22 protein-coding genes are annotated in these 23,594 nt (G+C 70.1%); 8 read left to right on the forward strand and 14 right to left on the reverse strand.

Annotated features, from left to right (window positions below):
- The first annotated feature begins 40 nt into the window (after positions 1 to 40).
- Positions 41 to 883, forward strand: a complete 843-nt coding sequence (locus AB5J56_RS10470) for a helix-turn-helix domain-containing protein (RefSeq protein WP_369232294.1) — start codon at positions 41 to 43, stop codon at positions 881 to 883.
- Here AB5J56_RS10470 and AB5J56_RS10475 read toward each other — a convergent pair.
- Positions 819 to 1,457, reverse strand: a complete 639-nt coding sequence (locus AB5J56_RS10475) for a TMEM175 family protein (RefSeq protein ID WP_369232296.1) — start codon at positions 1,455 to 1,457, stop codon at positions 819 to 821. The two genes, AB5J56_RS10470 and AB5J56_RS10475, sit on opposite strands and share 65 nt — an antisense overlap.
- A 165-nt stretch (positions 1,458 to 1,622) precedes the next feature.
- Here AB5J56_RS10475 and AB5J56_RS10480 point away from each other — a divergent pair, with 165 nt between their 5' ends.
- Positions 1,623 to 2,444 (forward strand): chitosanase, encoded by an 822-nt coding sequence (locus tag AB5J56_RS10480; protein WP_369232298.1) that lies wholly within the window; start codon positions 1,623 to 1,625, stop codon positions 2,442 to 2,444.
- A gap of 64 nt (positions 2,445 to 2,508) precedes the next feature.
- Here the strand turns inward: AB5J56_RS10480 and AB5J56_RS10485 are convergent, their stop codons facing one another.
- From AB5J56_RS10485 to AB5J56_RS10515, 7 genes are all read right to left on the reverse strand, one after another.
- A complete protein-coding gene (locus tag AB5J56_RS10485; RefSeq protein ID WP_369242481.1) occupies positions 2,509 to 3,840 on the reverse strand; it encodes a nucleobase:cation symporter-2 family protein in 1,332 nt (443 codons plus the stop codon).
- A 354-nt stretch (positions 3,841 to 4,194) separates the two neighbouring features.
- The gene (locus tag AB5J56_RS10490; RefSeq protein WP_369232299.1) at positions 4,195 to 5,574 is read right to left on the reverse strand and encodes an 8-oxoguanine deaminase; all 1,380 of its coding nucleotides are present in this window, start codon (positions 5,572 to 5,574) and stop codon (positions 4,195 to 4,197) included.
- 137 nt (positions 5,575 to 5,711) lie between these two features.
- Positions 5,712 to 6,635 (reverse strand): factor-independent urate hydroxylase, encoded by a 924-nt coding sequence (gene pucL, locus AB5J56_RS10495; protein ID WP_369232301.1) that lies wholly within the window; start codon positions 6,633 to 6,635, stop codon positions 5,712 to 5,714.
- 5 nt (positions 6,636 to 6,640) lie between these two features.
- Positions 6,641 to 7,057 (reverse strand): hydroxyisourate hydrolase, encoded by a 417-nt coding sequence (gene uraH, locus AB5J56_RS10500; RefSeq protein WP_369232303.1) that lies wholly within the window; start codon positions 7,055 to 7,057, stop codon positions 6,641 to 6,643.
- Complete coding sequence (uraD, locus tag AB5J56_RS10505; RefSeq protein ID WP_369232305.1) at positions 7,054 to 7,569, reverse strand: 2-oxo-4-hydroxy-4-carboxy-5-ureidoimidazoline decarboxylase; 516 nt, start codon at positions 7,567 to 7,569, stop codon at positions 7,054 to 7,056. The genes uraH and uraD overlap by 4 nt, the downstream gene beginning before the upstream one ends.
- Before the next feature lie 169 nt (positions 7,570 to 7,738).
- Positions 7,739 to 8,107, reverse strand: coding sequence for a helix-turn-helix domain-containing protein (locus AB5J56_RS10510; RefSeq protein WP_369232307.1), 369 nt, complete (start codon positions 8,105 to 8,107; stop codon positions 7,739 to 7,741).
- The gene (locus AB5J56_RS10515; protein WP_369232309.1) at positions 8,104 to 8,364 is read right to left on the reverse strand and encodes a hypothetical protein; all 261 of its coding nucleotides are present in this window, start codon (positions 8,362 to 8,364) and stop codon (positions 8,104 to 8,106) included. The genes AB5J56_RS10510 and AB5J56_RS10515 overlap by 4 nt, the downstream gene beginning before the upstream one ends.
- Before the next feature lie 187 nt (positions 8,365 to 8,551).
- Between AB5J56_RS10515 and AB5J56_RS10520 the strand changes: the two genes are divergently transcribed.
- The 4 genes from AB5J56_RS10520 to AB5J56_RS10535 all read left to right on the forward strand — a co-directional run bounded on the left by AB5J56_RS10520 (position 8,552) and on the right by AB5J56_RS10535 (position 12,688).
- Positions 8,552 to 9,391 carry a TIM barrel protein gene (locus AB5J56_RS10520; RefSeq protein ID WP_369232311.1) on the forward strand — a complete coding sequence of 280 codons (840 nt, stop codon included), beginning with the start codon at positions 8,552 to 8,554 and terminating at the stop codon, positions 9,389 to 9,391.
- Positions 9,392 to 9,508: 117 nt separating this feature from the next.
- Positions 9,509 to 10,399 (forward strand): 2-hydroxy-3-oxopropionate reductase, encoded by an 891-nt coding sequence (locus AB5J56_RS10525; protein WP_369232313.1) that lies wholly within the window; start codon positions 9,509 to 9,511, stop codon positions 10,397 to 10,399.
- Between the two features lie 225 nt (positions 10,400 to 10,624).
- Positions 10,625 to 12,082: a catalase gene (locus AB5J56_RS10530; protein WP_369232315.1), complete on the forward strand. Its 1,458-nt coding sequence runs from the start codon at positions 10,625 to 10,627 to the stop codon at positions 12,080 to 12,082.
- Between the two features lie 366 nt (positions 12,083 to 12,448).
- On the forward strand, positions 12,449 to 12,688 hold the full coding sequence (locus AB5J56_RS10535; RefSeq protein ID WP_369232317.1) for a hypothetical protein: 240 nt from the start codon (positions 12,449 to 12,451) through the stop codon (positions 12,686 to 12,688).
- Positions 12,689 to 12,995: 307 nt separating this feature from the next.
- Here AB5J56_RS10535 and AB5J56_RS10540 read toward each other — a convergent pair whose 3' ends face one another.
- Together AB5J56_RS10540 and gcl are read right to left on the reverse strand one after the other, a co-directional pair.
- On the reverse strand, positions 12,996 to 13,844 hold the full coding sequence (locus tag AB5J56_RS10540; RefSeq protein ID WP_369232319.1) for an alpha/beta fold hydrolase: 849 nt from the start codon (positions 13,842 to 13,844) through the stop codon (positions 12,996 to 12,998).
- A gap of 121 nt (positions 13,845 to 13,965) precedes the next feature.
- Positions 13,966 to 15,750, reverse strand: a complete 1,785-nt coding sequence (gene gcl / locus AB5J56_RS10545; RefSeq protein WP_369232321.1) for a glyoxylate carboligase — start codon at positions 15,748 to 15,750, stop codon at positions 13,966 to 13,968.
- Positions 15,751 to 16,057: 307 nt separating this feature from the next.
- Between gcl and AB5J56_RS10550 the strand changes: the two genes are divergently transcribed.
- Complete coding sequence (locus tag AB5J56_RS10550; protein ID WP_369242483.1) at positions 16,058 to 16,894, forward strand: hypothetical protein; 837 nt, start codon at positions 16,058 to 16,060, stop codon at positions 16,892 to 16,894.
- A 25-nt stretch (positions 16,895 to 16,919) separates the two neighbouring features.
- Here AB5J56_RS10550 and AB5J56_RS10555 read toward each other — a convergent pair whose 3' ends face one another.
- Positions 16,920 to 18,881, reverse strand: coding sequence for a GAF domain-containing sensor histidine kinase (locus AB5J56_RS10555; protein WP_369232323.1), 1,962 nt, complete (start codon positions 18,879 to 18,881; stop codon positions 16,920 to 16,922).
- A 70-nt stretch (positions 18,882 to 18,951) separates the two neighbouring features.
- Complete coding sequence (locus AB5J56_RS10560; RefSeq protein ID WP_369232325.1) at positions 18,952 to 19,608, reverse strand: response regulator; 657 nt, start codon at positions 19,606 to 19,608, stop codon at positions 18,952 to 18,954.
- Positions 19,609 to 19,817: 209 nt separating this feature from the next.
- On the opposite strand from AB5J56_RS10560, the gene AB5J56_RS10565 reads away from it, so the two are divergent.
- Positions 19,818 to 20,180: a hypothetical protein gene (locus tag AB5J56_RS10565; RefSeq protein ID WP_369232327.1), complete on the forward strand. Its 363-nt coding sequence runs from the start codon at positions 19,818 to 19,820 to the stop codon at positions 20,178 to 20,180.
- Positions 20,181 to 20,186: 6 nt separating this feature from the next.
- Here AB5J56_RS10565 and AB5J56_RS10570 read toward each other — a convergent pair whose 3' ends face one another.
- Both AB5J56_RS10570 and AB5J56_RS10575 read right to left on the reverse strand, forming a co-directional pair.
- Positions 20,187 to 21,794 carry an AMP-binding protein gene (locus tag AB5J56_RS10570; protein ID WP_369232329.1) on the reverse strand — a complete coding sequence of 536 codons (1,608 nt, stop codon included), beginning with the start codon at positions 21,792 to 21,794 and terminating at the stop codon, positions 20,187 to 20,189.
- Complete coding sequence (locus tag AB5J56_RS10575; RefSeq protein ID WP_369232331.1) at positions 21,791 to 23,470, reverse strand: AMP-binding protein; 1,680 nt, start codon at positions 23,468 to 23,470, stop codon at positions 21,791 to 21,793. The genes AB5J56_RS10570 and AB5J56_RS10575 overlap by 4 nt, the downstream gene beginning before the upstream one ends.
- Positions 23,471 to 23,594: the final 124 nt, after the last annotated feature.

Below are 23,594 nucleotides of genomic sequence, written 5' to 3' on the forward strand. Positions count from 1 at the left end.
CCGGGCCCGGCCGATACCAGGGCGCGTCTACGGTGGAGAGGTGACCACCACGAACGAGACGAAGCCCGGCGCGACCGGTCTCCTGGAGGCGCCCCTGACGCTGCCCGAGGAGCTGCTCTCCTGGTTCGACGGCGCCGGGTTCACGTCCTTCGACGGCGAACTGCGCGAATCCTTCACCCATGTACCTGACGCGGCGACGAAGATGGTCGTGCGGGTCGAGGAGAACGGCCGTCGCGATGTGCTGGTCGTGGGTCCGCGCACCCGTGCCTCGTACCACGCGAGCAAGCGGCCGGCGTCCTGTGTGCAGCTCCGTCTCGGGCCGGGCACGGCACGCCCGCTGCTCGGCGTACCGGCGCTCGATCTCGTCGGACGGGTCGCGCCGCTCGCCGACTTTCCCGGCGCTGCTGCCCGCCAACTGGCCGACGAACTCATCCCGCTGAGCCCCGAGCAGGTGGTCCCCCACCTGGCGCGGGCCCTGCCCGGGCGGCTCGCTCCCGCCGACCCCTCACGCACCGGGCTGCTACGGGCGGCGGTCGAGGCCATGTCGACGGAATCGGGCCATATCTCCGTAGGCGTGCGGGAGTTGGCCGACCGTCTCGCCGTCAGCGAGCGCCAGTTGCGCAACCTCTTCGCGGACGGCGTGGGCCTCTCCCCCAAGCACTACGCGCGCATCGCCCGCGTACGCCATGTCCTGAGGTATGCCCGCCGGTCCCCGGACACTCCATGGGCCCAACTGGCCGCCGTCACCGGCTTCTACGACCAGTCGCACATGACGGCGGACTTCCGCACGCTGATGGGGGTCCCGCCCACGTCGTTCTTCACCGGCCGTCTGCCGGCAGCGCGGCCGTGTCAGACGCTCGGGTCGGCACCGGTACCTGGTTGAAGCCGTAGTAGACGGCGATCAGCCCGTGGGCCGCCAGGGTCAGCGGGGCCGAGACGAAGGCCAGGGCGACCGTGGCGGGGTAGGCGAGGGAGCCGACGGCGAAGCGGACTCGGGTGCGGCGGGCGGCCTCGACGTCGACGCGGCTGTCGAACAGGTGGCCCCTGCGGGTCAGATGCCACCAAAGGGCCTGGAAGGCCAGGGCCATGGCGACCATGACGATGCTGTAGACCGCGGCCGCCACATGGGACGCCTTCTCCTCGCGCAGATACTCCGCGAGCATCGCCGTCGGCCAGGGCACGGCGGCCACGACCATCAGCACGAGCAGGTTCAGGAACATCAGCGTGCGGTCGACGCGCACGACGTGGGTGAAGACCTGGTGGTGGTTGATCCACATGATGCCGATGACCAGGAAGCTGACCACATAGGCGGCATACGACGGCCACTGCGCGCCCAGCGCGTGCCACAGCCCCTCGTGCTCGCCGGTCTCGGGGACCTTGATCTCCAGGATCAGCAGAGTGATGGCGATGGCGAAGACGCCGTCGCTGAAGGCCTCGACCCGGCCCGACTCGTTCATGACGGTTCTCCCCCTGTTGACCGTGAACGTGCGCTCAGACCGTAGACATCCGACGCCCCGATCGCCAACTCCTTACCGCGAGACGGGTGTACGCCGTCGGTGAACTCTGGTAGGAAACTTTCCTAACAGTCTGCGGAACATCCCACTCCCCTCATCGGAGGTACCGTGCACACCCCCCACGCACGCACATCACGCCGTACTCTGCTCGCCCTGATCGGAGCCTCATTGGTGGCAGGCCCGCTTCTCACGACCGAGTCCGCGACCGCGATCGCCGCGACCGTCGGCCTGGACGACCCGGCGAAGAAGGAGATCGCCATGAAGCTGGTGTCCAGCGCGGAGAACTCCTCGCTGGACTGGAAGGCGCAGTACAAGTACATCGAGGACATCGGCGACGGCCGCGGCTACACCGCCGGGATCATCGGCTTCTGCTCGGGCACGGGCGACATGCTCGACCTCGTCGAGCTGTACACGCAGCGCAAGCCCGGCAACGTACTCGCCAAGTACCTGCCCGCGCTGCGCCGGGTGAACGGCGGCGACTCTCACGACGGCCTGGACCCGAACTTCAAGGCCGACTGGCGCCGCGCGGCCCAGGACTCGGCGTTCCAGCAGGCCCAGAACGACGAGCGCGACCGCGTCTACTTCAACCCGGCCGTCCGGCAGGGCAAGACCGACGGCATAGGCGCCCTCGGCCAGTTCGCGTACTACGACGCCATCGTGATGCACGGCGACGGCGGTGACAGCACGAGCTTCAGCAGCATCCGCAGGCGTGCCCTCGGGCACGCCCAGCCGCCCGCGCAGGGTGGCGACGAGGTGACGTATCTGAACGCCTTCCTCGATGCCCGGGTCTGGGCGATGAAGCAGGAGGAGGCGCACTCGGACACCAGCCGGGTGGACACCGCCCAGCGGGTCTTCCTCAGGAAGCGGAACCTGAACCTGGACCCGCCGCTGGACTGGAAGGTGTACGGGGACAGCTACCACATCGGCTGACCTCCACGAACGGGCGGAGGGCGCGGCACCCGTGGTGCCGCGCCCTCCGTACGCCCAGAAGCCCTCAGTGGGCCGGAACCGCCGTCAGGTCCTCGCCTGCCTCCATCGGATGCGTCACGTCGCCGGCCTCCTGTCCCTTGCCCAGGTGGTTGAAGACCAGGTTCAGGACGACGGCCGCCACGCAGCCCGTCGAGATCCCCGAGTCGAGCACGATCCGCGCCGTCTCCGGGAAGGCGTGGTAGAAGTCCGGCGCGGTGATCGGGATGATGCCGACGGCCAGCGATACGGCGACGATCAGGACGTTGTTGTCCTTCTCCAGGCCCGCGCGGACGAGGGTCTGGATGCCGCTGGCGGCGACCGAACCGAAGAGGACGACGCCGGCGCCGCCGAGCACCGGGCGCGGGACGACCGCGATCAGCGAGGCGGCCATCGGGCACAGGCCCATCAGGACCAGGAAGCCGCCGCCGGTGGCGACGACGTACCGGCTGCGGATCCTCGTCATCGCGACCAGGCCGATGTTCTGCGCGAACGCACTGCACATGAAGCCGTTGAAGAGCGGGCTGATCGCGGAGCCGAGGGTGTCGGCGCGCAGACCGGCCGCGATCGTCTTCTCGTCGGCGGGACGCTCGACGATCTCACCCAACGCCAGCATGTCCGCGGTCGATTCGGTCATGGAGACGACCATCACGACGCAGAGGGAGAGGATCGCGGCGACCTGGAACTGCGGGGCACCGAAGTGGAACGGGGTCGGGAAGCCGACGACGTCCGCGTCGGCGACCGGGCCGAAGTCCGTGGCCCCGAAGGGAATCGCCAGCAGTGTGCCGACGACAAGGCCCAACAGCACGGCGATCTGCTTGACGAAGCCGCGGGTGAAACGGCGAAGGAGCAGCACGATCAGCAGAGTTGCCCCGGCCAGGCCCAGGAACTTCGTCGAACCGTAGTCGTCCGCCGCCGGGTTGGGACCCTGCGCCCAGCCGAAGGCGACGGGCAGGAGCGAGACGCCGATGAGCGTGATCACGCTGCCGGTGACGACGGGCGGGAAGAAACGGACGGCCTTGCTGAAGAACGGGGCGGCTATGAAGCCGAGGACGCCCGCGACGATGACGGCGCCGAAGATGATCGGCAGGGCGTCGCTCTTGTCCTTGGCGGAGGCGACGACGGCGGTCATCGGGGCGACGCCCGCGAAGGTGACTCCGTTGACGAACGGCAGCCGGGCGCCGATCTTCCAGAAGCCGAGGGTCTGCAGGAAGGTGGCGAGGCCCGCGGTGAACAGACAGGCGCCGGTGAGGAAGGTGAGTTCGGTGCCGGACAGACCGGCGGCCGCTCCGACGATCAGGGGTGGGGCGACGACTCCCGCGTACATGGCGGCGACATGCTGCAGGCCGCTGGTCGCCATCTTCAGGGGCGGGAGTTTCTCGTCAACTGGGTGCTTGGGCGTGCCAGTTGGGACTGCATCAGTGCTGAGCGCGGGCTGGTCGGCCACGGCGGCTCCTCCGGTCGGTTTCACGTCGTCGTTGACGCAGGGTTCAAGGAGGTGATGCGCGGTCTTGGGGTCCCCCCGCGCGAGCGAGGCCGAGCGTGGGGGAGGGACCGGGACGGAGACCGGCCGGGGCGCGCGCACGTCCATGCGCGCACCCCGGAGACGGCCGCCATGGACCCCGCTCGGGTCCACGGCTACCGGCCGAGGGCCGTCCCCCTCAGCCGGAGATCAAGTGCCGTACAAATAACGCTCTTCGCGGATGCACGGCGTTCAGCCTTGCGCGGCGATCCGCGCGAGCCGCTGTGCCTCGGCCCGCGTGGAGCGGGCGATGGCGTCCTCGTCGACGTGCAGGAGGCGGCTGTTCTCCACCACCGGCTTGCCGTTGACGAGGGAGAGTGTGACCGGTGCGGCAGCGCCGAAGACGAGCGCGGTCACCGGGTCGGCGATCGAGGCGTGCGCCAGGGTGTCCAGCTTCCACAGGACCAGGTCGGCGAGCTTGCCCGCCTCCAGGGAGCCGATCTCGGTTGCGCGGCCCAGGACTTGGGCGCCGCCGTAGGTGCCGAGGCGCAGCGCCTGGCGGGCGTTCAGGGCAGCTTCGCGGTGGGCGCCGAGACGGTTGATCAGGAGGGCGTTGCGCAGTTCGGTGTGGAGTTCGCCGGACTCGTTGGAGGCGGTGCCGTCGACGCCGAGGCCGACCGGGACGCCGGCCGCCAGCATGTCGGGGACGCGCGCGATCCCGGCGGCCAGGCGGGCGTTGGAGGACGGGCAGTGGGCGACACCCGTCTTCGTACGGGCGAAGGCGGCGATGTCGGAGTCGTTCATGTGGACGCAGTGCGCCATCCACACGTCCTCGCCGAGCCAGCCGGTGGACTCGAAGTACTCGGTCGGGCCCATGCCGAACAGTTCCTTGCAGAACTGCTCCTCCTCGACGGTCTCCGAGCCGTGCGTGTGCAGCCGTACGCCCTTGCGGCGGGCCAACTCGGCGCCCTGCTCCATGAGTTCGGTGGAGACGGAGAACGGCGAGCAGGGTGCGACGGCGATCTGGGTCATGGCGCCGAAGGAGGCGTCGTGGTGCTCGTCGACGGTTCGCTCGGTGGCCGCGAGGGCTCCTTCGAGGGTCTCCACGGCGAAGTCCGGGGGCAGGCCGCCGTCCTTCTCGCTGCGGTCCATGGAGCCGCGGGCGAGAGTGAAGCGGACGCCCGTCTCGCGGGCGGCGCGGATGATGGCGCCGGACAGGTCGCCGGAGCCCTTCGGGAAGACGTAGTGGTGGTCCATGGCGGTGGTGACGCCGCCGCGGGCCATCATCGCGAGGGAGCCCTGTGCCGCCGCGTACGTCATGTCCTCGTCGATGCGCGCCCAGGTCGGGTAGAGCGAGACGAGCCAGTTGAAGAGGTTGTGGTCGGTGGCGAGACCGCGGGTGATCCACTGGTAGAAGTGGTGGTGGGTGTTGACCAGTCCAGGGGTCACGAGGTGGCCGCTCGCGTCGATGCGGCGTACGACGTTCTCCAGACCCTCGGGGGCCCTGCCCGCGCCGAGGGACTCGATCAGGTTGCCGGCGACGACCACGTGCCCGGAGGCGTACTCGGTGTCGTCGGCGTCGACGGTCGCGATCGCACAGTTCTCGATGACGATGCGCTGGACTGCTGCCATGGTTCGTCCTTTGCCTGTGGAGGAGAGGGCACGGCAGGACCCTAGGAGTTTTGAGTGCCGCGGCCGGGGAGCCACGGGTGCCGCGAGGGGGCGGGTGCCCCCGCCCGGCGGCAAGCCGGCCGGGGGCGCCACGGCCGTCAGAGGTTGGTGAGGTCCACCGGGATCTGCGGTTCGCAGCCGTCGCGCAGGATCGTCGCCTCGATGAGGCCGTACGGACGGTCGGCCGCGAAGTAGACCTCGTTGTCGTTCTCGAGACCGAACGGCTTCAGGTCCACCAGGAAGTGGTGCTTGTTCGGGAGCGAGAAGCGGACCTCGTCGATCTCGCTGCGGTTGTTGATGATGCGCGAACCCATCTGGTACAGGGTCTGCTGGAGGGAGAGCGAGTAGGTCTCCGCGAAGGCCTGGAGCATGTGCTTCTTGACCTGGTCGTAGGACTTCTCCCAGTTGGGCATCTTCTGGTCGTCGCCGGACCAGTTGAAGCGCCAGCGGGCGGACACCTGGGTCGCCAGGATGCGGTCGTACGCCTCCTGGAGCGTCGTGTACTTGTCCTTGACGTAGCCCCAGAACTCGGAGTTCGTCGAGTTCATCACGACGAGGTCCTTGAGGCCGGAGATGATCTCCCACTTCTCACCGTCGAAGGTGATCTGGGTGACCCGGGTCTCCTGGCCCTGACGTACGAAGGAGTGCTTGACCTCGTCGGCGCCGATGAACCTGGAGTTGGCGTCCGAGGTCGCGATGCGCTCCCAGGCGTACTCCTCGATGCGGATGCGCGCCTGCTTGATCGGCTCCTGGCTGGTCACGAAGTGCCGGGCCAGGTGGATGCCGAACTGCTCGGCGGACTCGATGCCGTACTCCTTGGCGAAGGCGTACACCGTGTTCTTGGTGGTGTCCGTCGGCAGGACGTTCGCGTTGGAGCCCGAGAGGTGGACCTCCTGCATGTCGCCGCTCAGCGCGACCGACACGTTGAGGTCCTTGATGTGGTGGGTGTCGCCGTCCCGCGTGATCTTTACGACTCGGTTCTCGGCCTTGCCGTACTGGTTCTGTCCCAGAATCGTGGGCATGTCTGCTAGCTCCCTCGGTATACGGAGTAGCCGAACGGGTTGAGCAGCAGCGGTACGTGGTAGTGCTCGCCCGGCCTGACGGCGAAGGTGATGGCCACCTCGGGGAAAAACGCACCGCTGTCCCGATTCGCGGGGGCGTCCTGCTGCGCATCGGCTTGCTTGTTCTCGAACTGCTCGGACTGTCCGAACTGCTCGAAGTACTGCTCGACCGCGAAGTCGAGCCGTACGTGGGTCGTTCCCTCCGGCAGGGCCGGGAGGTCCTTGCACCGGCCGTCCGCGTCGGTCGCGGAGCCGCCGAGCGCCTGCCAGTTCGCGTCACGCCCGGAGCGGGCCGCCAGCTGGATGGCGACGCCCTCGGCGGGGCGGCCGACGCTGGTGTCCAGGATGTGGGTGGACACCGAGGCGGTGGTGTCGGTGCTCATGCACTGTCCTCTTCAAGGATTCGGGTGAGGCGGATGCGGTTGATCTTGCCCAGTTCGGCGCGGACGATCTCGCGCTCCTGCTCGGGCGAGTTGCCGATCCGTTCCTTCACCGCGTCGCGCATCTGCTCGCCGGTCCGGCCGGTTGCGCAGATCAGGAAGACATGGCCGAACTTCTCCTGGTAGGCCAGGTTCAGTTCGAGCATCTCCGTTTTTAGCTCCTCGGAGGCGCCGGCCATGCCGCGCTGCTCCCGGGAGGAGGTCGGGTCGCCGGGCTTCGGCCGGCCGATGGGCGGGTGTCCGGCCATCGCCTCGGCAAGGTCCGCGGCGGTCAGCTCGGCCATGGCGGCGTCGCTGGTGGTGAAGAGGTCCTCGGCGGTGGCGTACGGGCGGCGGGCGAGCAGCCTGCCGGCCCACGCCGTGGAGGCGCACGCCTCGTGGAGTGCGGCAGCGGCCGCGTGCTCCTCCAGGGCGTTGAACCGGGCCAGGCCCGGGGACGTGGAAGTCGAAGTCACGGGAGCCTCCGTGGCCGCGAAGGGCCTTCGTGCTGAACGGGCTGCGGCCAGCTAACGCCCCTTCGCAACGTCACGTCAACACTTTGTTGAAAATTCGGGGTAACGAAACCCGGCTGCGGCACGGAGGCCCTCAGACCTCCACCTGCGCCCTCAGGCCTCCCTCTGCGCCTCAGGCCTCCTTCTCGCGGTTCAGGTAGTTGTAGACGGTGAACCGGCTCACGCCGAGGGCGCCCGCCACGGTCTCGACACCGTGCCGCACGGAGAAGGCTCCGCGCGCCTCGAGTATCCGTACGACCTCCTGCTTGGCCTTGCGGTCCAGGTCGGCCAGCGGCCTGCCCTGCTTGCGCTCCAGGGCGGCCAGGATGTGATCGAGGGAGTCGGCGAGCTGCGGCAGGCGTACAGCGACGACGTCCACACCCTCCCAGGAGAGCACGACATCGTCGGCGCCGGCCTGGTCGGGCGGCACCATCTCGCCACCCATGGCGTCGACCAGCGGCTTGACGGCCGTGACGAAGGGGTCGTCCCCGAAACCGGTCACCGGTCCCCCTCGCCGGCCGCGCCCACGACGTTCACCTGCAACGACACCCGGGTGGCCCCCGCCTCCAGCGCCTTGCGCAGCAGAGCGTCGACCGCGGCCAGCACCGCGTCCCCGTCGCCCTCCGCGGTGTTGCCGAACGGGCCGACATCCACGGCGTCCAGTTCGGCCGCCTCGATGACCTCACGGGCGACCAGCGCGTGCGGCGGCGCCTCGTCGAGGTCGAAGGGCTCGGTTGTGAACTCCACTCTCAATCGCACGCGCTCAACCTACTGCGCGGTGTCGTTTTTCCGGCAGCCCCCTCTCGTTTCCTGGCGGCGCCCCCTTGACAAGCCGCGACACACAACGGCAATCTTCCATTAAGCAGAAACGAACTTCCGCAATACGGAATTCACTCCGGATCACGGAAACTCCGCATCGCTAGCACGGAAGGGAGCGCACGGCCCTATGGGATTCGCAGAGCAGCGCTTCAACGTCAACCTGTCGATCCTCTTCACGGAACTCCCGCTCCTGGAGCGCCCCGCGGCCGCCGCCGCGGCGGGCTTCACGGCGGTCGAGCTGTGGTGGCCCTGGGTCGACTCCCCCACCCCCGAGCGGTCCGAGCTCGACGCCCTGAAGAAGGCGATCGAGGACGCGGGCGTCCAGCTGACGGGCCTGAACTTCTACGCGGGGCAGCTGCCCGGCCCGGACCGGGGCGCCCTGTCGATCCCCGGCGAGGAGTCGGAGAGGTTCCGCGCCAACATCGACGTGGTCGCGGACTTCGCCCAGTCGCTCGGCTGCAAGGCGCTCAACGCGCTGTACGGCAACCGCGTCGAGGGCGTGGACCCGGCCGAGCAGGACGCGCTCGCGCTGGAGAACCTGGTCCTCGCGGCCCGGGCGGCCGACCGGATCGGCGCGATCCTCCTGATCGAGACCCTCAACAAGCCCGAATCGCCGCTCTACCCCTTGGTGAGCGCCCCGGCCGGCATCGGCATCGTCGACAAGGTCAACGAGGCGACCGGCCTCGGCAACGCCAAGTTCCTCATGGACCTGTACCACCTGTCCATGAACGGCGAGGACCTGCCGTCGGTGATCGAGCAGTACGCGGCGCAGACCGGCCACGTCCAGATCGCCGACAACCCCGGCCGCGGGGCCCCCGGAACGGGGTCGCTGCCGCTCTCGGAACTGCTCGACCAGCTCCGTAAGCAGGGCTACGAGGGGTGGGTCGGCCTGGAGTACAAGCCGGGCGACCGCCCCAGCGCGGAGGCCTTCGGCTGGTTGCCGGCCGAGGAACGCGCCGCCCGCTGACGTGGCCCACCCCGGGGGCTCCGCCCCCGGACCCCCGTTCGGCCTGAACGGCCTCGGCCTCGATCGCCGGACGGGCTGAAATCCCAGACGTAGCACAGCAGTCAGAGAGGTACCCCCATGAGCAACCTTCCCAAGATCGCCTGGATAGGCCTCGGCATCATGGGCTCGCCCATGGCCGAGAACCTGATCAAGGCGGGTTACGACGTCACCGGCTTCACCCTGGAGCAGGACAAGCTGGAGCGGCTGGCCGTGGCCGGCGGCACCGCGGCGGGCTCGATCGCCGACGCCGTGCGCGACGCCGACGTGGTCGTCACGATGGTGCCCGCGTCGCCGCACGTGGAGGCCATCTCCTACGGCCCCGACGGCATCCTGGAGAACGCGAAGTCCGGCGCGCTGCTGATCGACATGTCGTCGATCACCCCGCAGACGTCCGTCGACCTCGCGAAGGCCGCGAAGGCCAAGGGCATCCGCGTACTGGACGCCCCCGTGTCCGGCGGCGAGGCCGGCGCGATCGAGGCCGTACTGTCGATCATGGTCGGCGGCGAGCAGGCCGACTTCGCCGAGGCCGAGCCGATCTTCGAGGCCCTCGGCAAGACCATCGTGCTGTGCGGTCCGCACGGCTCGGGCCAGACCGTGAAGGCCGCCAACCAGCTGATCGTCGCCGTGAACATCCAGGCGTGCGCCGAGGCCGTGGTCTTCCTGGAGAAGTCCGGCGTGGACCTGAAGGCCGCGCTCGACGTCCTCAACGGCGGCCTGGCGGGCTCCACCGTGCTGACGCGGAAGAAGGACAACTTCCTGAACCGCGACTTCAAGCCGGGCTTCCGCATCGACCTGCACCACAAGGACATGGGCATCGTCACCGACGCCGCCCGCAACGTCGGCGCGGCTCTGCCCGTCGGTGCCGTGGTCGCCCAGCTGGTGGCCTCGCTGCGCGCCCAGGGCGACGGCGGCCTGGACCACTCCGCGCTGCTGCGCGCGGTCGAGCGCCTCTCCGGCGCTCAGCTCTGAGCCCACCCGAACTTCCGGGCCGCGGCGGCGCTGACAACTGTCCTGTCGCGCCCAGGTGCCGCCGCGGCCCGGATACCCATCCCCTGTGGGATCACACCGACAGAGGATCAACAATCCGTTGAAACATGACTTCAACAAACTGTTGACGCGGCTGACCGGGCCTCCATACGCTCGCGTCACCGTCAGCAGTTCCAGCAGTTCCGTACGGAAGGTCGCCACCCGAAGATGACGAAGCGCGTGCTCACGACCGAGTCCGGCGCCCCGGTCGCCGACAACCAGAACTCAGCCACCGCCGGCGTCGGTGGCCCGCTCCTCCTCCAGGACCAGCACCTCCTGGAGAAGCTCGCCCGGTTCAACCGCGAGCGCATCCCGGAGCGCGTGGTGCACGCCCGCGGCTCGGGCGCGTACGGCTACTTCGAGGTGACCGACGACGTCACCGGTTTCACGCACGCCGACTTCCTGGACTCGGTGGGCAAGCGCACCGAGGTCTTCCTGCGCTTCTCGACGGTGGCCGACAGCCTGGGCGGTGCGGACGCGGTGCGCGACCCGCGCGGCTTCGCGGTCAAGTTCTACACGGAAGAGGGGAACTACGACCTCGTCGGCAACAACACCCCCGTCTTCTTCATCAAGGACCCCATCAAGTTCCCCGACTTCATCCACTCCCAGAAGCGCGACCCGTTCACGGGCAAGCAGGAGCCGGACAACGTCTGGGACTTCTGGGCGCACGCCCCCGAGGCGACGCACCAGATCACCTGGCTGATGGGCGACCGCGGCATCCCGGCGTCGTACCGCCACATGAACGGCTACGGCTCGCACACCTACCAGTGGACGAATGCCGAGGGCGAGGCCTTCTTCGTCAAGTACCACTTCAAGACGAACCAGGGCGTCCGCAGCCTGTCGGCGGAGCAGGGCGCCGAGCTCGCGGGCAAGGACCCGGGCTCCCACCAGACGGACCTGCTGCAGGCCATCGAGCGGGGCGTCAACCCGTCCTGGACGCTGCACGTGCAGATCATGCCCGCGGCCGACGCGGCGGACTACCGCTTCAACCCGTTCGACCTCACCAAGGTGTGGCCGCACCGGGACTACCCGCTCCAGCGCGTGGGCCGCCTGGTCCTGGACCGCAACCCCGACAACGTCTTCGCCGAGGTCGAGCAGGCCGCGTTCTCGCCGAACAACTTCGTTCCGGGCATCGGTCCCTCGCCCGACAAGATGCTCCAGGGCCGGCTGTTCGCCTACGCGGACGCGCACCGCTACCGCCTGGGCGTCAACCACACCCTGCTCGCAGTGAACGCCCCCAAGGCGACGACCGCACAGAACTACGGCCGCGACGGCCTCATGGCGTCCAACGCGCAGGGCCGCGCCGCGAAGAACTACGAGCCCAACTCCTACGACGGCCCGGCCGAGACCGGCCGCCCGCTGTCGGCTCCGCTCGCGGTGAACGGCCACACCGGCACGCACGAGGCCCCGCTGCACACCAAGGACGACCACTTCTACCAGGCGGGCGAGCTGTACCGCCTGATGTCGGCCGAGGAGCAGGGCCGCCTGATCGCGAACATCGCCGGCGGCCTCGCGCAGGTCTCCCGCGACGACGTCATCGAGAAGAACCTCGCTCACTTCCACGCTGCCGACCCGGACTACGGCAAGCGCGTGGAGGAGGCGGTCCGCGCCCTGCGCGAGGACTAGGCCTCACCTGCCTGCTGCCGCCGTGGACCCGGATGAGGGGTGGTCACACGGCGGGAGCGGGCGACCCGGACCGCGGCGGAGTGCGAGCCAGTGCGGTGGTCAAGGTTCCGGGCCCCCTTCTCGACCTGAGGGAAGGGGCGCCCCGGCTCCATCGCATCCGCCGCGGTCCCGGCAACACCTCCAGACTCCGTCCGGCGGCGCGAACGTCCTGTCGCGCCCAGCCTCGCACCGTCGGACGGCACCAACCGCATATCGCTCACCGGCCGCGGCGCCGGGTACGGACGGTCCCGTACCCGGCGCCGCGGTGTGCGTTCCGGGCCGGGCGCTCGGGGTGCGGATCCGGCCGCCGCGCAGGAGGCTTGGGGCATGGACCTTCCCAGCATCGTCGTGCACGCGCCCGGCCTCGACGGCTCCCGGCGGGTCACCGCGGGTGACGAGACCCTCGGGATCGCCTACCACCTCGACGACGTCGTCGAGATCCTGCGCCGGTCCGACCTCGACGAGTCCGACCTCGACGAGATCGAGGTCGAGGAGAGCGACATCATCGACTGGCAGGGCGGCGGCCCCGACGACTGGCCGGGCCTGTCGGAACACCCGGCCGAGTGAGCCCCGTCCAGCGGGGCGCCCGCCGCCTAGTCCAGCGTGCGTACGCGCCCTACGGAACCCTCAAATCAACCTCTGAACACGGCCCCGGGGGCTTCAACTCCCCCCGGTTGCGGGCACATCCTCGGCACATGGGGCCCGCCGGCACGGGGGCGGCGGGCCCCGAACGGGGAAGTATGCCGGGGGGCATCACAGAGCCGCGTCACGACGGATCCGGGGGACCGTGCGACGCGGCTCTGCTGCGATCGGGCTCATGAAGAACGGGTTCACGAAGAGCTGGTTCACGAAGAGCTGACTCGTGAGAGCTGACTCATGAAGAGGTGAACGTGCTGACTCCGGACGGGTCCTTCAGGAACCGCAGTGTGTGCCGCAGGAACAGGTCCGGACGCTCGTTGTACGGCTCGTGGGCCGTGGGGAGCACCACGCTCACCGTGCCCGCGGGCAGCACCCGACGTGCCCGGCGCCCGTCCAGCAGGGCCGGAACGACCGGATCGCGGCTGCCCCAGAGCAGCAGCACGGGGATCCGCAGGGCGGCGGGGTCCCGCAGTCCGAACCCCGGGTCCGCGAGCCCTCGCCAGATCGCGCTGTGCACCGCCAACCGCTCTCCGCTCCACGGTAGTTGACGGGCGCGGCGGTACGTCGCCCGGGCACTCGGCGTGCGCAGTCCGCCCAGGTAGGCGCGGGCCATCGGCACGACCAATCGACGGGCGCGGGCGGGGCGCCCCATGACCTCGCGGCAGAACCACCGGGTGAGAGCGTTCTGCCGGGTGAACCCCGCCGGATCGACGAGGACGAGCGCCACCACGGCCCGCGCATGCCTTCCCTCCGCGAGCCTGCACGCCACATAGCCGCCGACGCTGTTGCCGACCACGGCGATCCGCCGCACCCCCTGCTCGGCGGCGAGCACGTCGAGGACCCGCTCGGCGACCTCCACCAGCCGCTCCGGGGTGACGAGTCGGGGCTCGGACACCGTCGAGTCGCCGAAGCCCGGCCAGTCGACGACAAAGGTGAGGTGGCGGTCCGCGAGGGCGGGCAGGACGGCGTCGAAGTCGCGGCCGTCACCGGGGTTGGCGTGCAGCAGCAGCACCGCGGACGCTCCGGGCTCACCGTGGCGTCGTACGGCGATGTCACCTAGGGGGGTGGGAACGGTCAGGCGCATGAGGTGAGCATGCCGGGCCCGCGGGGGCCTGGGAAGAGCGGCCCGGGTACGACGAAGGGCGGCTCATCCCCCCGATGAGCCGCCCTCCGCCGTCGTACACCTGCCAGAACCGGAAGTCCCGTCAGACCTTCAGCGTCCTGATCGAGGTGGGCGCGTGGCCCGGCTCGGTCGCGAGTTCCTCGAACTCCACCACGTTGCTGATGTCGTTCGTCTTGCTCATGGCGATGTTGGTGACACGCTCCAGGATCGCCTCGACGACGACCGGCACCTGGAACTCGGCGGCGAGCTTCTTGGCCTGCTCGAAGGCCGCGCCGAGCTCGCTGGGGTCGGTGACCCGGATCGCCTTGCAGCCGAGGCCCTCGACGACCTTGACGTGGTCGACGCCGTAGACGCCCAGTTCCGGGGAGTTGATGTTCTCGAACTCCAGGTTGACCTGGAAGTTGATGTCCAGGCCGATCTGCGCCTGCCGGATGAGGCCCAAGTAGGCGTTGTTCACCAGGACATGGACGTACGGGATCTTGTGCTGCGCACCGACGGCCAGTTCCTCCAGCATGAACTGGAAGTCGTAGTCGCCGGAGAGCGCGACGACCTGGGCGTCCGGGTCGGCCTTGGCGACGCCGAGGGCGGCCGGGACGGTCCAGCCGAGGGGGCCCGCCTGGCCGCAGTTGATCCAGTGGCGGGGCCGGTAGACGTGCAGCATCTGGGCGCCGGCGATCTGCGAGAGCCCGATGGTGGTGACGTAGCGGGTCTCGGGGCCGAAGGCCTTGTTCATCTCCTCGTAGACGCGCTGCGGCTTGATCGGGATGTTGTCGAAGTGCGTACGGCGCTGGAGAGTTGCCTTCCGCTCCTGGGCCGACGCCGCCCACGCGGAGCGGTCGGGGAGCCTGCCCGCCGCCTTCAACTCCCGTGCCACCTCGACGAACAGCTCCAGCGCGGCCTTCGCGTCGGAGGCGATGCCGTAGTCCGGGGCGAAGATCTTGCCGATCTGGGTGGGCTCGATGTCGACGTGCACGAACTTCCGTCCGGCCGTGTAGACGTCCAGCTTGCCGGTGTGCCGGTTGGCCCAGCGGTTGCCGATACCGAGGACGAAGTCGGACTCCAGGAAGGTCGCGTTGCCGTAGCGGTGCGAGGTCTGCAGGCCGACCATGCCGGCGTTCAGCTCGTGGTCGTCGGGCAGGATGCCCCAGCCCATCAGGGTCGGGACGACCGGGACACCGGTCAACTCGGCGAATTCCACCAGGAGTTCGGAGGCGTCGGCGTTGATGACACCGCCGCCCGCGACGATCAGCGGCCGCTCGGACTCACCCAGCAGTCCGATCGCCTTCTCGACCTGGGCGCGGGTGGCGGCGGGCTTGTAGGCGGCCAGCGGCTCGTACGTCTCCGGGTCGAACTCGATCTCGGTGAGCTGGACGTCGATGGGCAGGTCGATGAGGACCGGGCCCGGACGGCCGGAGCGCATCAGGTGGAACGCCTGCTGGAAGACGCCCGGGACCTGGGCCGCCTCCAGCACGGTGACCGCCATCTTCGTGACCGGCTTGGCGATCGAGGCGATGTCGACCGCCTGGAAGTCCTCTTTGTGGATCACGGCGGTCGGCGCCTGGCCGGTGATGCAGAGGATCGGGATGGAGTCGCCGATCGCGGAGTAAAGCCCCGTGATCATGTCGGTGCCGGCCGGCCCCGAGGTGCCGATGCAGACGCCGATGTTGCCCGGATGGGTCCGGGTGTAGCCCTCGGCCATGTGCGAGGCACCCTCGACGTGGCGGGCGAGGGTGTGGCTGATCCCACCGGAGGCCTTGAGGGCGGCGTAGAAGGGGTTGATCGCCGCGCCCGGGACGCCGAACGCGTCGCTGACGCCTTCGCGCTTGAGGATCTCGACTGCCGCGCGGGCAGCGGTCATACGAGCCATGGAGTACTCCTGCTTCGGCTGTCGGATTCGCGCTCCCGGCGCGCCCCGCGAGAGCTGTCTGATCCGTGTCGGCATTCCGTCAGTGGTCCGTCAGCGTTCCGCCGGTATCCCGTGCGTCGGCATCCCGTCCGTGGTGACCGGTATGTCATGCGCTGAAATTCCGTATTGCGGAAACTAACTTCTACTATCTGGAATCAATGTAGGTGGCGGGCCGAGGGGCGTCAAGAGTCGGGCGTTTGCCTGCCGGGAGAGGCCGCGCAGGAGGACGATGGGGGCGCTGTCCCGACGTGACGTCCTGGAGTGGGCCATGCCCGAGAGCGTGCCGGTGCGGTGCCCGGACTGCCGCCGCGAGCATCTCTACGCCGCGCCGTCCTACCCCTGCGTGTGCGGCGCCCCCGTCGTCCCGCCCCTCGACCGCCTCGCGAACCCGGCGCCGGTCACCCACCGCACCTGGGACGAGGACTGGGTCACGGTCCGCTGCGGCACCTGCGGCCGCGAGGACCAGTGGCCGCAACCCGAGCTGGGGTGCGAGTGCGGGACGGTGCTGCGCATCCCGGTCCGGGTGGTACGGCGCCCCCTGCACGCCGAGCGTGTACCGGGGACGACCATCGAGGCGGACCCCGAGTCGGAGACGGACAGGCACACGTCCGGCACCTCGACCCCGGACACACCCCCGGGAACAGAAGCGAGCAGGAACGGCCCGGCCCCCGGCACCCGCGGCTTCCCGGACCACATCCCGCTGCCCCGCACGGCCCCGACGCCCCGCGCCCCGTTCCAGCCGGTGACCATCCGCACCGCCCGGGACGCCGTCACCGCGGCCGCGCTGTATCTGCGCTGGCTCGGCTACCGGGACATCCGGCGGGCGGACCAGCGGCCGCCGTCGGGGATCGGGCTCGCCGCCCGGGGCGTCCTGGCACAGGTGGACCCGACCGTGCGCCCGGCCTCGCTGCGCGACATCGAGTGCCTGTGGCTGACGGCCATGACGGAGTCCGCAGGATGCGTCTACTTCTCCCTCGCGGGCTACGCGGACGAGGCCCGCATCCGCGCCGACACCCTCGGCGTCCCCCTCTTCGTGCTCGACCTCACGGGCACCCCGCAGCCGGTCAACAGCCCCGCCGACGAGCTGATCGCCGCAGGGCCCTGACGAGCGGCTCCGGGCGAGCGCCCGCTCACGCCTCCCGCACGGGAAACGTCGCGTCCACGGTGGTGCCCGCGCTCGTGGACGTGATGGTCAGAACGCCGTGGAGTGCCTCCGTCCGCCGTCGCATGGAGGCGAGGCCGACGCCCACGGCCGCCTCGGACACACCGCGGCCGTCGTCGGTCACCACCACCCGCAGTGACGTACCGTCCCATCCGATGGCGACCCCGGCCCGGCGGGCACACGCATGACGAACGGTGTTGGTCAGCGCCTCCGTCACGATGCGGTAGGCGGCGGTCTCCACGTCCGGCGGCAGCCTCGGCAGCAGGGCGGTGGTGACGTCGACGGGCACCACCAGCGACACGGTCCTGGCCTGTTCCCGTACGGCACCGATCAGCCCCAGCGCGTCCAGCACCGTGGGGCGCAGTCCGTCGATGATCCGGCGGATCTCCCCGATCGACAGAGCGACCTCGGCCCGGATACGGTCCAGCAGTTCCTCGCAGGTGGCCCTGTCTCCCCGGGCCAGCGCCTCGGAGAGCGCCTGGAGGCCCAGTCCCATCCCGGACAGGGAGGGGCCGAGTCCGTCATGCAGGTCGTGCTGGAGCCGGGCGCGCTCGCCGCGGGTGGCGGTCACCACCCGGTCCCGCTCCGCCTCCAGTGCCTCGGTGAGTTCGAGCGCGCGCACGAGGACCGCGATCTGCAGGGCCAGCGCGGTGAGCAGGCGCAGCTCGGCGTCGCTGTAGGCCTCGGCCGGTGTGCGGTCGGCCACCGTCAGGATGCCGACGTCCCGGCCGCCGACCCGCAACGGCGTCGCCCGGCCCACGACGGGCTGCGCCCCCACCGAGTTGAGCACCCGGCCGCCGCTCCCCACCACCACGGCACCCGGCGCGCGCAGCGCACCGACGACGACCCGCAGCGCGGCCGACAGCAGGTCGAGCTCCTCCGCGCCGGCGATCTCGTCCCCGAGCTTCGTGACCGCGCGCAGCGGATCCTGTCGCGCGCCGTAGACGAAGCGGTCCGCCGCCCGTTGCAGCCGGTCGCGCATCGGGGACAGCAGCACGGCGACCAGCGCAGCGGCCACCACTCCGGGCAGCGGACGGCTGTCCAGGGCCGAGCCGACCACCGCCGTCGCCGCCAGATAGACCACGATCACGCCGCCGGTCAGCGCCCCGTAGACGAGCCCCCGGCGCAGCACCGTCTCGATGCCCAGCAGCCGGTAGCGCAGCACGCCGACCGTCATGGCCAGCGGCAGTGTCGCGGCGATCACGGAACGCGGCACGTCCGGCACCGTGAGGACGATCGCGACGACCTGGAAGCCCTCCAGGCAGACCAGCAGGGCCAGTTGCTGGCGCTGGGGCGACCGGGCGCGAGCCAGTCGGACGAGGGTGCCGATCCAGATCGCCGTGCCGGAGAGGACGACAAGGGGCAGGCACACCCCTTCGAGCAGCACCGTGAGCACGGCGGGCGGCAGGTGCGCCGGAGGGGGCCCGTGGGGGAAGAAGTAGCCGTGGGGTTCCGGGTCGAAGGGCGAGGTGAGGGTGAGCACGACGATCCCCGCGGTGGCCGCGGCGACGGGCGCACGCCACCAGCGTTCCGGGAGCCTGCCGTCCGGATAGAAGGCCATCAGCACGGTGGGCGGGACCACCCAGCCGGGCACGAACATCCCGCCGGCCAGGAACACGGCGGCATGAGCGGCCGGCCACGCCGGGTCGGCCGTGCCCGTGCCGTATCCGCCGTACGCCACGAGCCCCACCTCACAGGCCGACGTCACACCGACCCCGAGGAACAGCCACCCCACGATGTTGCGCGGGCGCAGCAGCGCGAGCACCGCACCGGTCAGCGCCCAGACCACGCTGGCTCCGCCGATGGCGGCCACCCACAGCCCGGATCCGGCGGGCCCCAGGCGTCCGGCGTGCGTCAGCGTCGACGTCCAGCCCGCGAAGGCCACCGAGGCGACGGCCATGAACACCCCGGCTCCGACGACCGCACGCACGACCGGAGAAGCCGGGCCCGGCCCCGGATCTCGCTCCGGCTCCGGATCTCGCTCCGGCTCCGGCCCGCGGTCAGGTGCCCAGTCCGGCGTCACGTGCCTTGGCGACCGCGGCGGCGCGGTCGCGTACCCGCAGCTTGAACAGGACGGCCGACACATGGTTGCGGACGGTCTTCTCCGACAGGACGAGCCGCCGGGCGATCTCGTGGTTGCCGCAGCCGGTGGCGAGCAGCCCGAGCACCTCCCGTTCGCGCTCGGTGAGTTCGGGGAAGACCTGGGCCGCGTAGTCCCGGTGGGCGCCGGTGAAGAAGGCGACGATCCGGCGGGCGACGGCCTCGCCGTACACCGCGTCCCCGGAGGCGACGGCCAGCACCGCCCGGACGATCTCCGTACGGTCGGCACCCTTGAGCAGATAGCCGCGGGCCCCGGCGCGGAGCGCACCCATCAGCGCCTGGTCGTCCTCGTGCATGGTGAGCACCAGGACGCCCAGGTCCGGATGGCGTGAGAGGAGGGAACGGGTGGCGCCCGCGCCGTCGAGCCCGGGCATGGCCAGGTCGGTCAGGACGACGTCGGGCCTCGTCCGGTCGACGACCGTGAGGAGTTCCTCACCACTGGCCGCCTCGCCGACGACCTCGACCTCGGTCCCTTCGACGAGTACGGCTCTGAGGCCGTAGCGGAACATGGGGTGGTCGTCGGCGATGACCACCCGGACCGCGGAGTGTCCGCTCACGCTTCCTCCAGCGGGGAGACGGCAGGACCGCTGCACCCGCGTGCCCCGCCCCACCAGCGTCCCGCGGGTGGTGTCCCGGCGGCAGCGCCGTGCGTCCCGTCGATCACGGGCACGGTGCCCGCCCCGGCCGGGACTCGTGCCTCATGTGCCGGGCCCGCGGAAAGCCCATGGTGGCACCGAATCGGAAAGCAGCGAACCACGGGGGATCCATGCGTACGAAACTTCAACTCGCCGCGTTCAGCGGCCTGTCCGGCCTGTTGCTGATGGGCGCGGTCGCGTGCGGCGGCGACACGGACAACAGTCCGTCGCACGACGGCTCGGACATCTGCGAGGCGTTGGCACTGGACGACTGCACGGGTCCGGTGGATCCCCCGGACCCGGTAGACCCGGTGGACCCCGTGGATCCGGTGGACCCGACGGACCCCGTAGATCCAGTAGACCCGGTGGACCCCGTGGACCCGGTAGATCCCGTGGCCCCGGACCCCGTCACCTCCTGCGCCTTCCCGGGCGACTACCTCTGCGACGACACGCCCATCCTCATCCCGCCGCCCGACCTCGGCAGCTGGAGCTGATCCCGCTTACTCGCCGTACCCTTCCCGCAGTTCGATCTTCCGGACCTTCCCGGAGACGGTCATCGGGAAGGACTCCAGGATCCGCAGCCTGCTGGGGATCTTGTAGTGCGCCAACTGCCCCTCGCAGAAGGCCCGTAGTTCGTCCAGGGTGAGTGGGTCCGCCGGGTCGCGGGGGATGACGCAGGCGAGGACCTCCTCGCCGTAGCGCTCATGGGGGATGCCGACCACCTGTACGTCGGCGATCTTCGGGTGGGCGTAGAGGAACTCCTCGATCTCTCGCGGGTAGATGTTCTCGCCGCCGCGGATGATCATGTCCTTGATGCGGCCGACGATCTCGACATAGCCGTCGTCGCGCATCACCGCGAGGTCCCCGGTGTGCATCCAGCGGCCGGGGTCGATGGCCTCGGCGGTCTTCAGGGGCTCCTGCCAGTAGCCGAGCATGACGCTGTAACCGCGGGTGCACAGCTCGCCGGAGGTGCCGCGCGGCTGGGTCACGCCGTCCGGGTCGACGACCTTCACCTCCAGATGCGGGAGCACGCGGCCGACGGTGGCGGTGCGGTGCTCCAGGTCGTCGTCCCTGCGTGTCTGGAGCGAGACCGGGGACGTCTCCGTCATGCCGTAGCAGATGGACACCTCCGCCATGTGCATCTCGGCGACCACCCGCTTCATCACCTCGACCGGGCAGGGCGAACCCGCCATGATCCCGGTGCGCAGGGACGCGAGGTCGTACGTCGCGAAGTCGGGGAGGTTCAACTCCGCGATGAACATGGTCGGTACGCCGTACAGCGAGGTGCAGCGCTCCTGCTGGACCGCGCGGAGCGTCGCCGCCGGGTCGAAGGAGGGCGCGGGGATGACCATGCACGCGCCGTGCGAGGTGGCGGCGAGGTTGCCCATCACCATGCCGAAGCAGTGATAGAAGGGCACCGGAATACAGATCCGGTCCTGCTCGGAATAGGCGATCAACTCCCCGACGAAATAACCGTTGTTGAGGATGTTGTGGTGGGAGAGGGTGGCCCCCTTGGGAAAGCCCGTCGTGCCCGAGGTGTACTGGATGTTGATCGGGTCGTCGCAGGACAATTCGCTCCCGCGGGCCCGGAATTCCTCATGAAGATCGGGCGTGCCGCGGCGCATCAGGGCATCCCAGCTCGGGTCGCCGATGTAGACCGTCTCGCGCAACTGCGGGCATTTCCCGCGCACTTGGTCGACCATGCCACGGTAGTCGCTCGCCTTGTGGCTGAGGGAGGCGACAAGCAGCGAGATGCCGGCCTGCCCCAGGACGTACTCGACCTCATGGGTGCGGTAGGCCGGGTTGATGTTCACCATGATCGCGCCGATGCGGGCGGTGGCGTACTGGACGAGCACCCACTCAGGGCAGTTGACCGCCCAGATCCCGACCCGGTCGCCCTTGCCGACCCCACTGGCCAGCAGCGCCCACGCCAACTGGTCGACGTCCGCGGCGAATTGCGTGTACGTCCAGCGCCGCCCGGACGGCACGTCGACGAGCGCCTCACGGTCCGGCCAGGCCGCGACCGCCCGGTCCAGGCTGGCCCCGATGGTGTCCCCGAGCAGGACGGTCTCGCTGGTTCCGTGCGTGTACGACAGTTCCGAGGTCACCGGAAGTCCTCCTCGCGGTACTCGTCCGACGAGCCCGCGGCCGTGGCCTCGCGCAGCTCGATCCGGCGGATCTTGCCGGACACGGTCTTGGGGAGCGCGCCGAACTCCAGGCGGCGGATGCGCTTGTACGGCGCGAGCACCGTGCGGGAGTGCTCGAAGAGCACCTTCGCGGTGTCCGGGCCCGGCTCCCAGCCCTCCGCCAGCACGACATACGCCTTGGGCACGGACAGCCGCAGTTCGTCGGGCGCGGGCACCACGGCCGCCTCGGCCACCGCCTCGTGCTCCAGCAGCGCGCTCTCCAGCTCGAAGGGGGAGATCTTGTAGTCGGAGGCCTTGAAGACGTCGTCGGCGCGGCCGACGTAGGTGATGTAGCCGTCCGCGTCGCGGGCGCCGATGTCGCCGGTGCGGTAGTAGCCGCCGGCCATCGACTCCGCCGTACGGTCGGCGTCGCCGTGGTAGCCGGTCATCACGCCGACGGGCCGGCCGGACAGTTCGACGGAGATCTCGCCCTCCTCCGCGCCCGGCGCACCCGACACCGGGTCGAGCAACGTGATCCGGAAGCCGGGGCTGGGCCGCCCCATGGACCCGGTCTTCAGCTCCTGGCCGGGGCTGTTGGAGACCTGGACGGCGGTCTCGGTCTGCCCGAAGCCGTCCCGGATGGTGACGCCCCAGGCGCGCCGCACCTGCTCGATGACCTCGGGGTTCAGCGGCTCCCCCGCCGCGACCGCCTCGCGCGGCGGTGTCCGCAGCTGGGTCAGGTCGGCCTGGATGAGCATGCGCCACACGGTGGGCGGCGCGCAGAAGGTGGTCACGCCCGCGCGGTCCATCTCCGCCATCAGGCGGGCCGCGTCGAAGCGCGTGTAGTTGTGGATGAAGACGGTCGCCTCGGCGTTCCAGGGCGCGAAGAGGTTCGACCAGGCGTGCTTGGCCCAGCCGGGCGAGGAGATGTTGAGGTGCACGTCGCCGGGTTTCAGCCCGATCCAGTACATCGTGGCGAGGTGCCCGATCGGGTACGAGACGTGGGTGTGCTCGACGAGTTTGGGGCGGGCGGTGGTGCCCGAGGTGAAGTAGAGCATCAGCGGGTCGTCCGAACGGGTGGGCGCGTCCGGCACGAAGGCCGCGTCGGCGCCGTAGACCTCGTCGTACGACTGCCAGCCCGGCCGCTGACCGCCGACGGCGATCCGGGTGTAGGCGCCCGGCACCTCGTCGAACTTCTCGGTGTCCTCGGCCCGCACGATCACGTGCCGCACGCGGCCGCGCTCGATGCGGTCGCGCAGATCGGCGGGGCCGAGCAGGGTGGTGGCCGGGATGACGACGGCGCGCAGCTTCATCGCAGCGAGGGCGATCTCCCACAGTTCAACCTGGTTGCCGAGCATGACGAGGATGCGGTCCTCGGCGCGGACGCCCCGTGCGCGCAGCCAGTTGGCCACCCGGTTCGAGCGCTCCGACAGCGCGGCGAAGGAGAACTCGGCGCGCTCGCCGTCCTCCTCGACGATGTGCAGGGCGGTGCGGTCGTTGCCGCGGGCGATGACGTCGAACCAGTCGAGGGCCCAGTTGAAGTAGTCGGGGCGGGGCCAGCTGAAGCCCTCGTAGGCCGTGGCGTAGTCCTCGCGGTGCTCCAGCAGGAAGTCCCGCGCGGCGCGGAAGCCGTCCGTCGCACTCGTCGTCGCCGTCATGTGTCCTCCTTGATGCTGCACAGCCGCCCGGCAGGCGCCACGTTCGACCCGGGCTCTAGCATCGTGTATTCGTGATGCAGATCTCACCACCCCCGAACGGGGGTGCGCCGCGACGAAGGGGCGA

It is taken from the genome of Streptomyces sp. R21, assembly GCF_041051975.1.
In the GTDB taxonomy this organism is placed as follows: Bacteria; Actinomycetota; Actinomycetes; order Streptomycetales; family Streptomycetaceae; genus Streptomyces.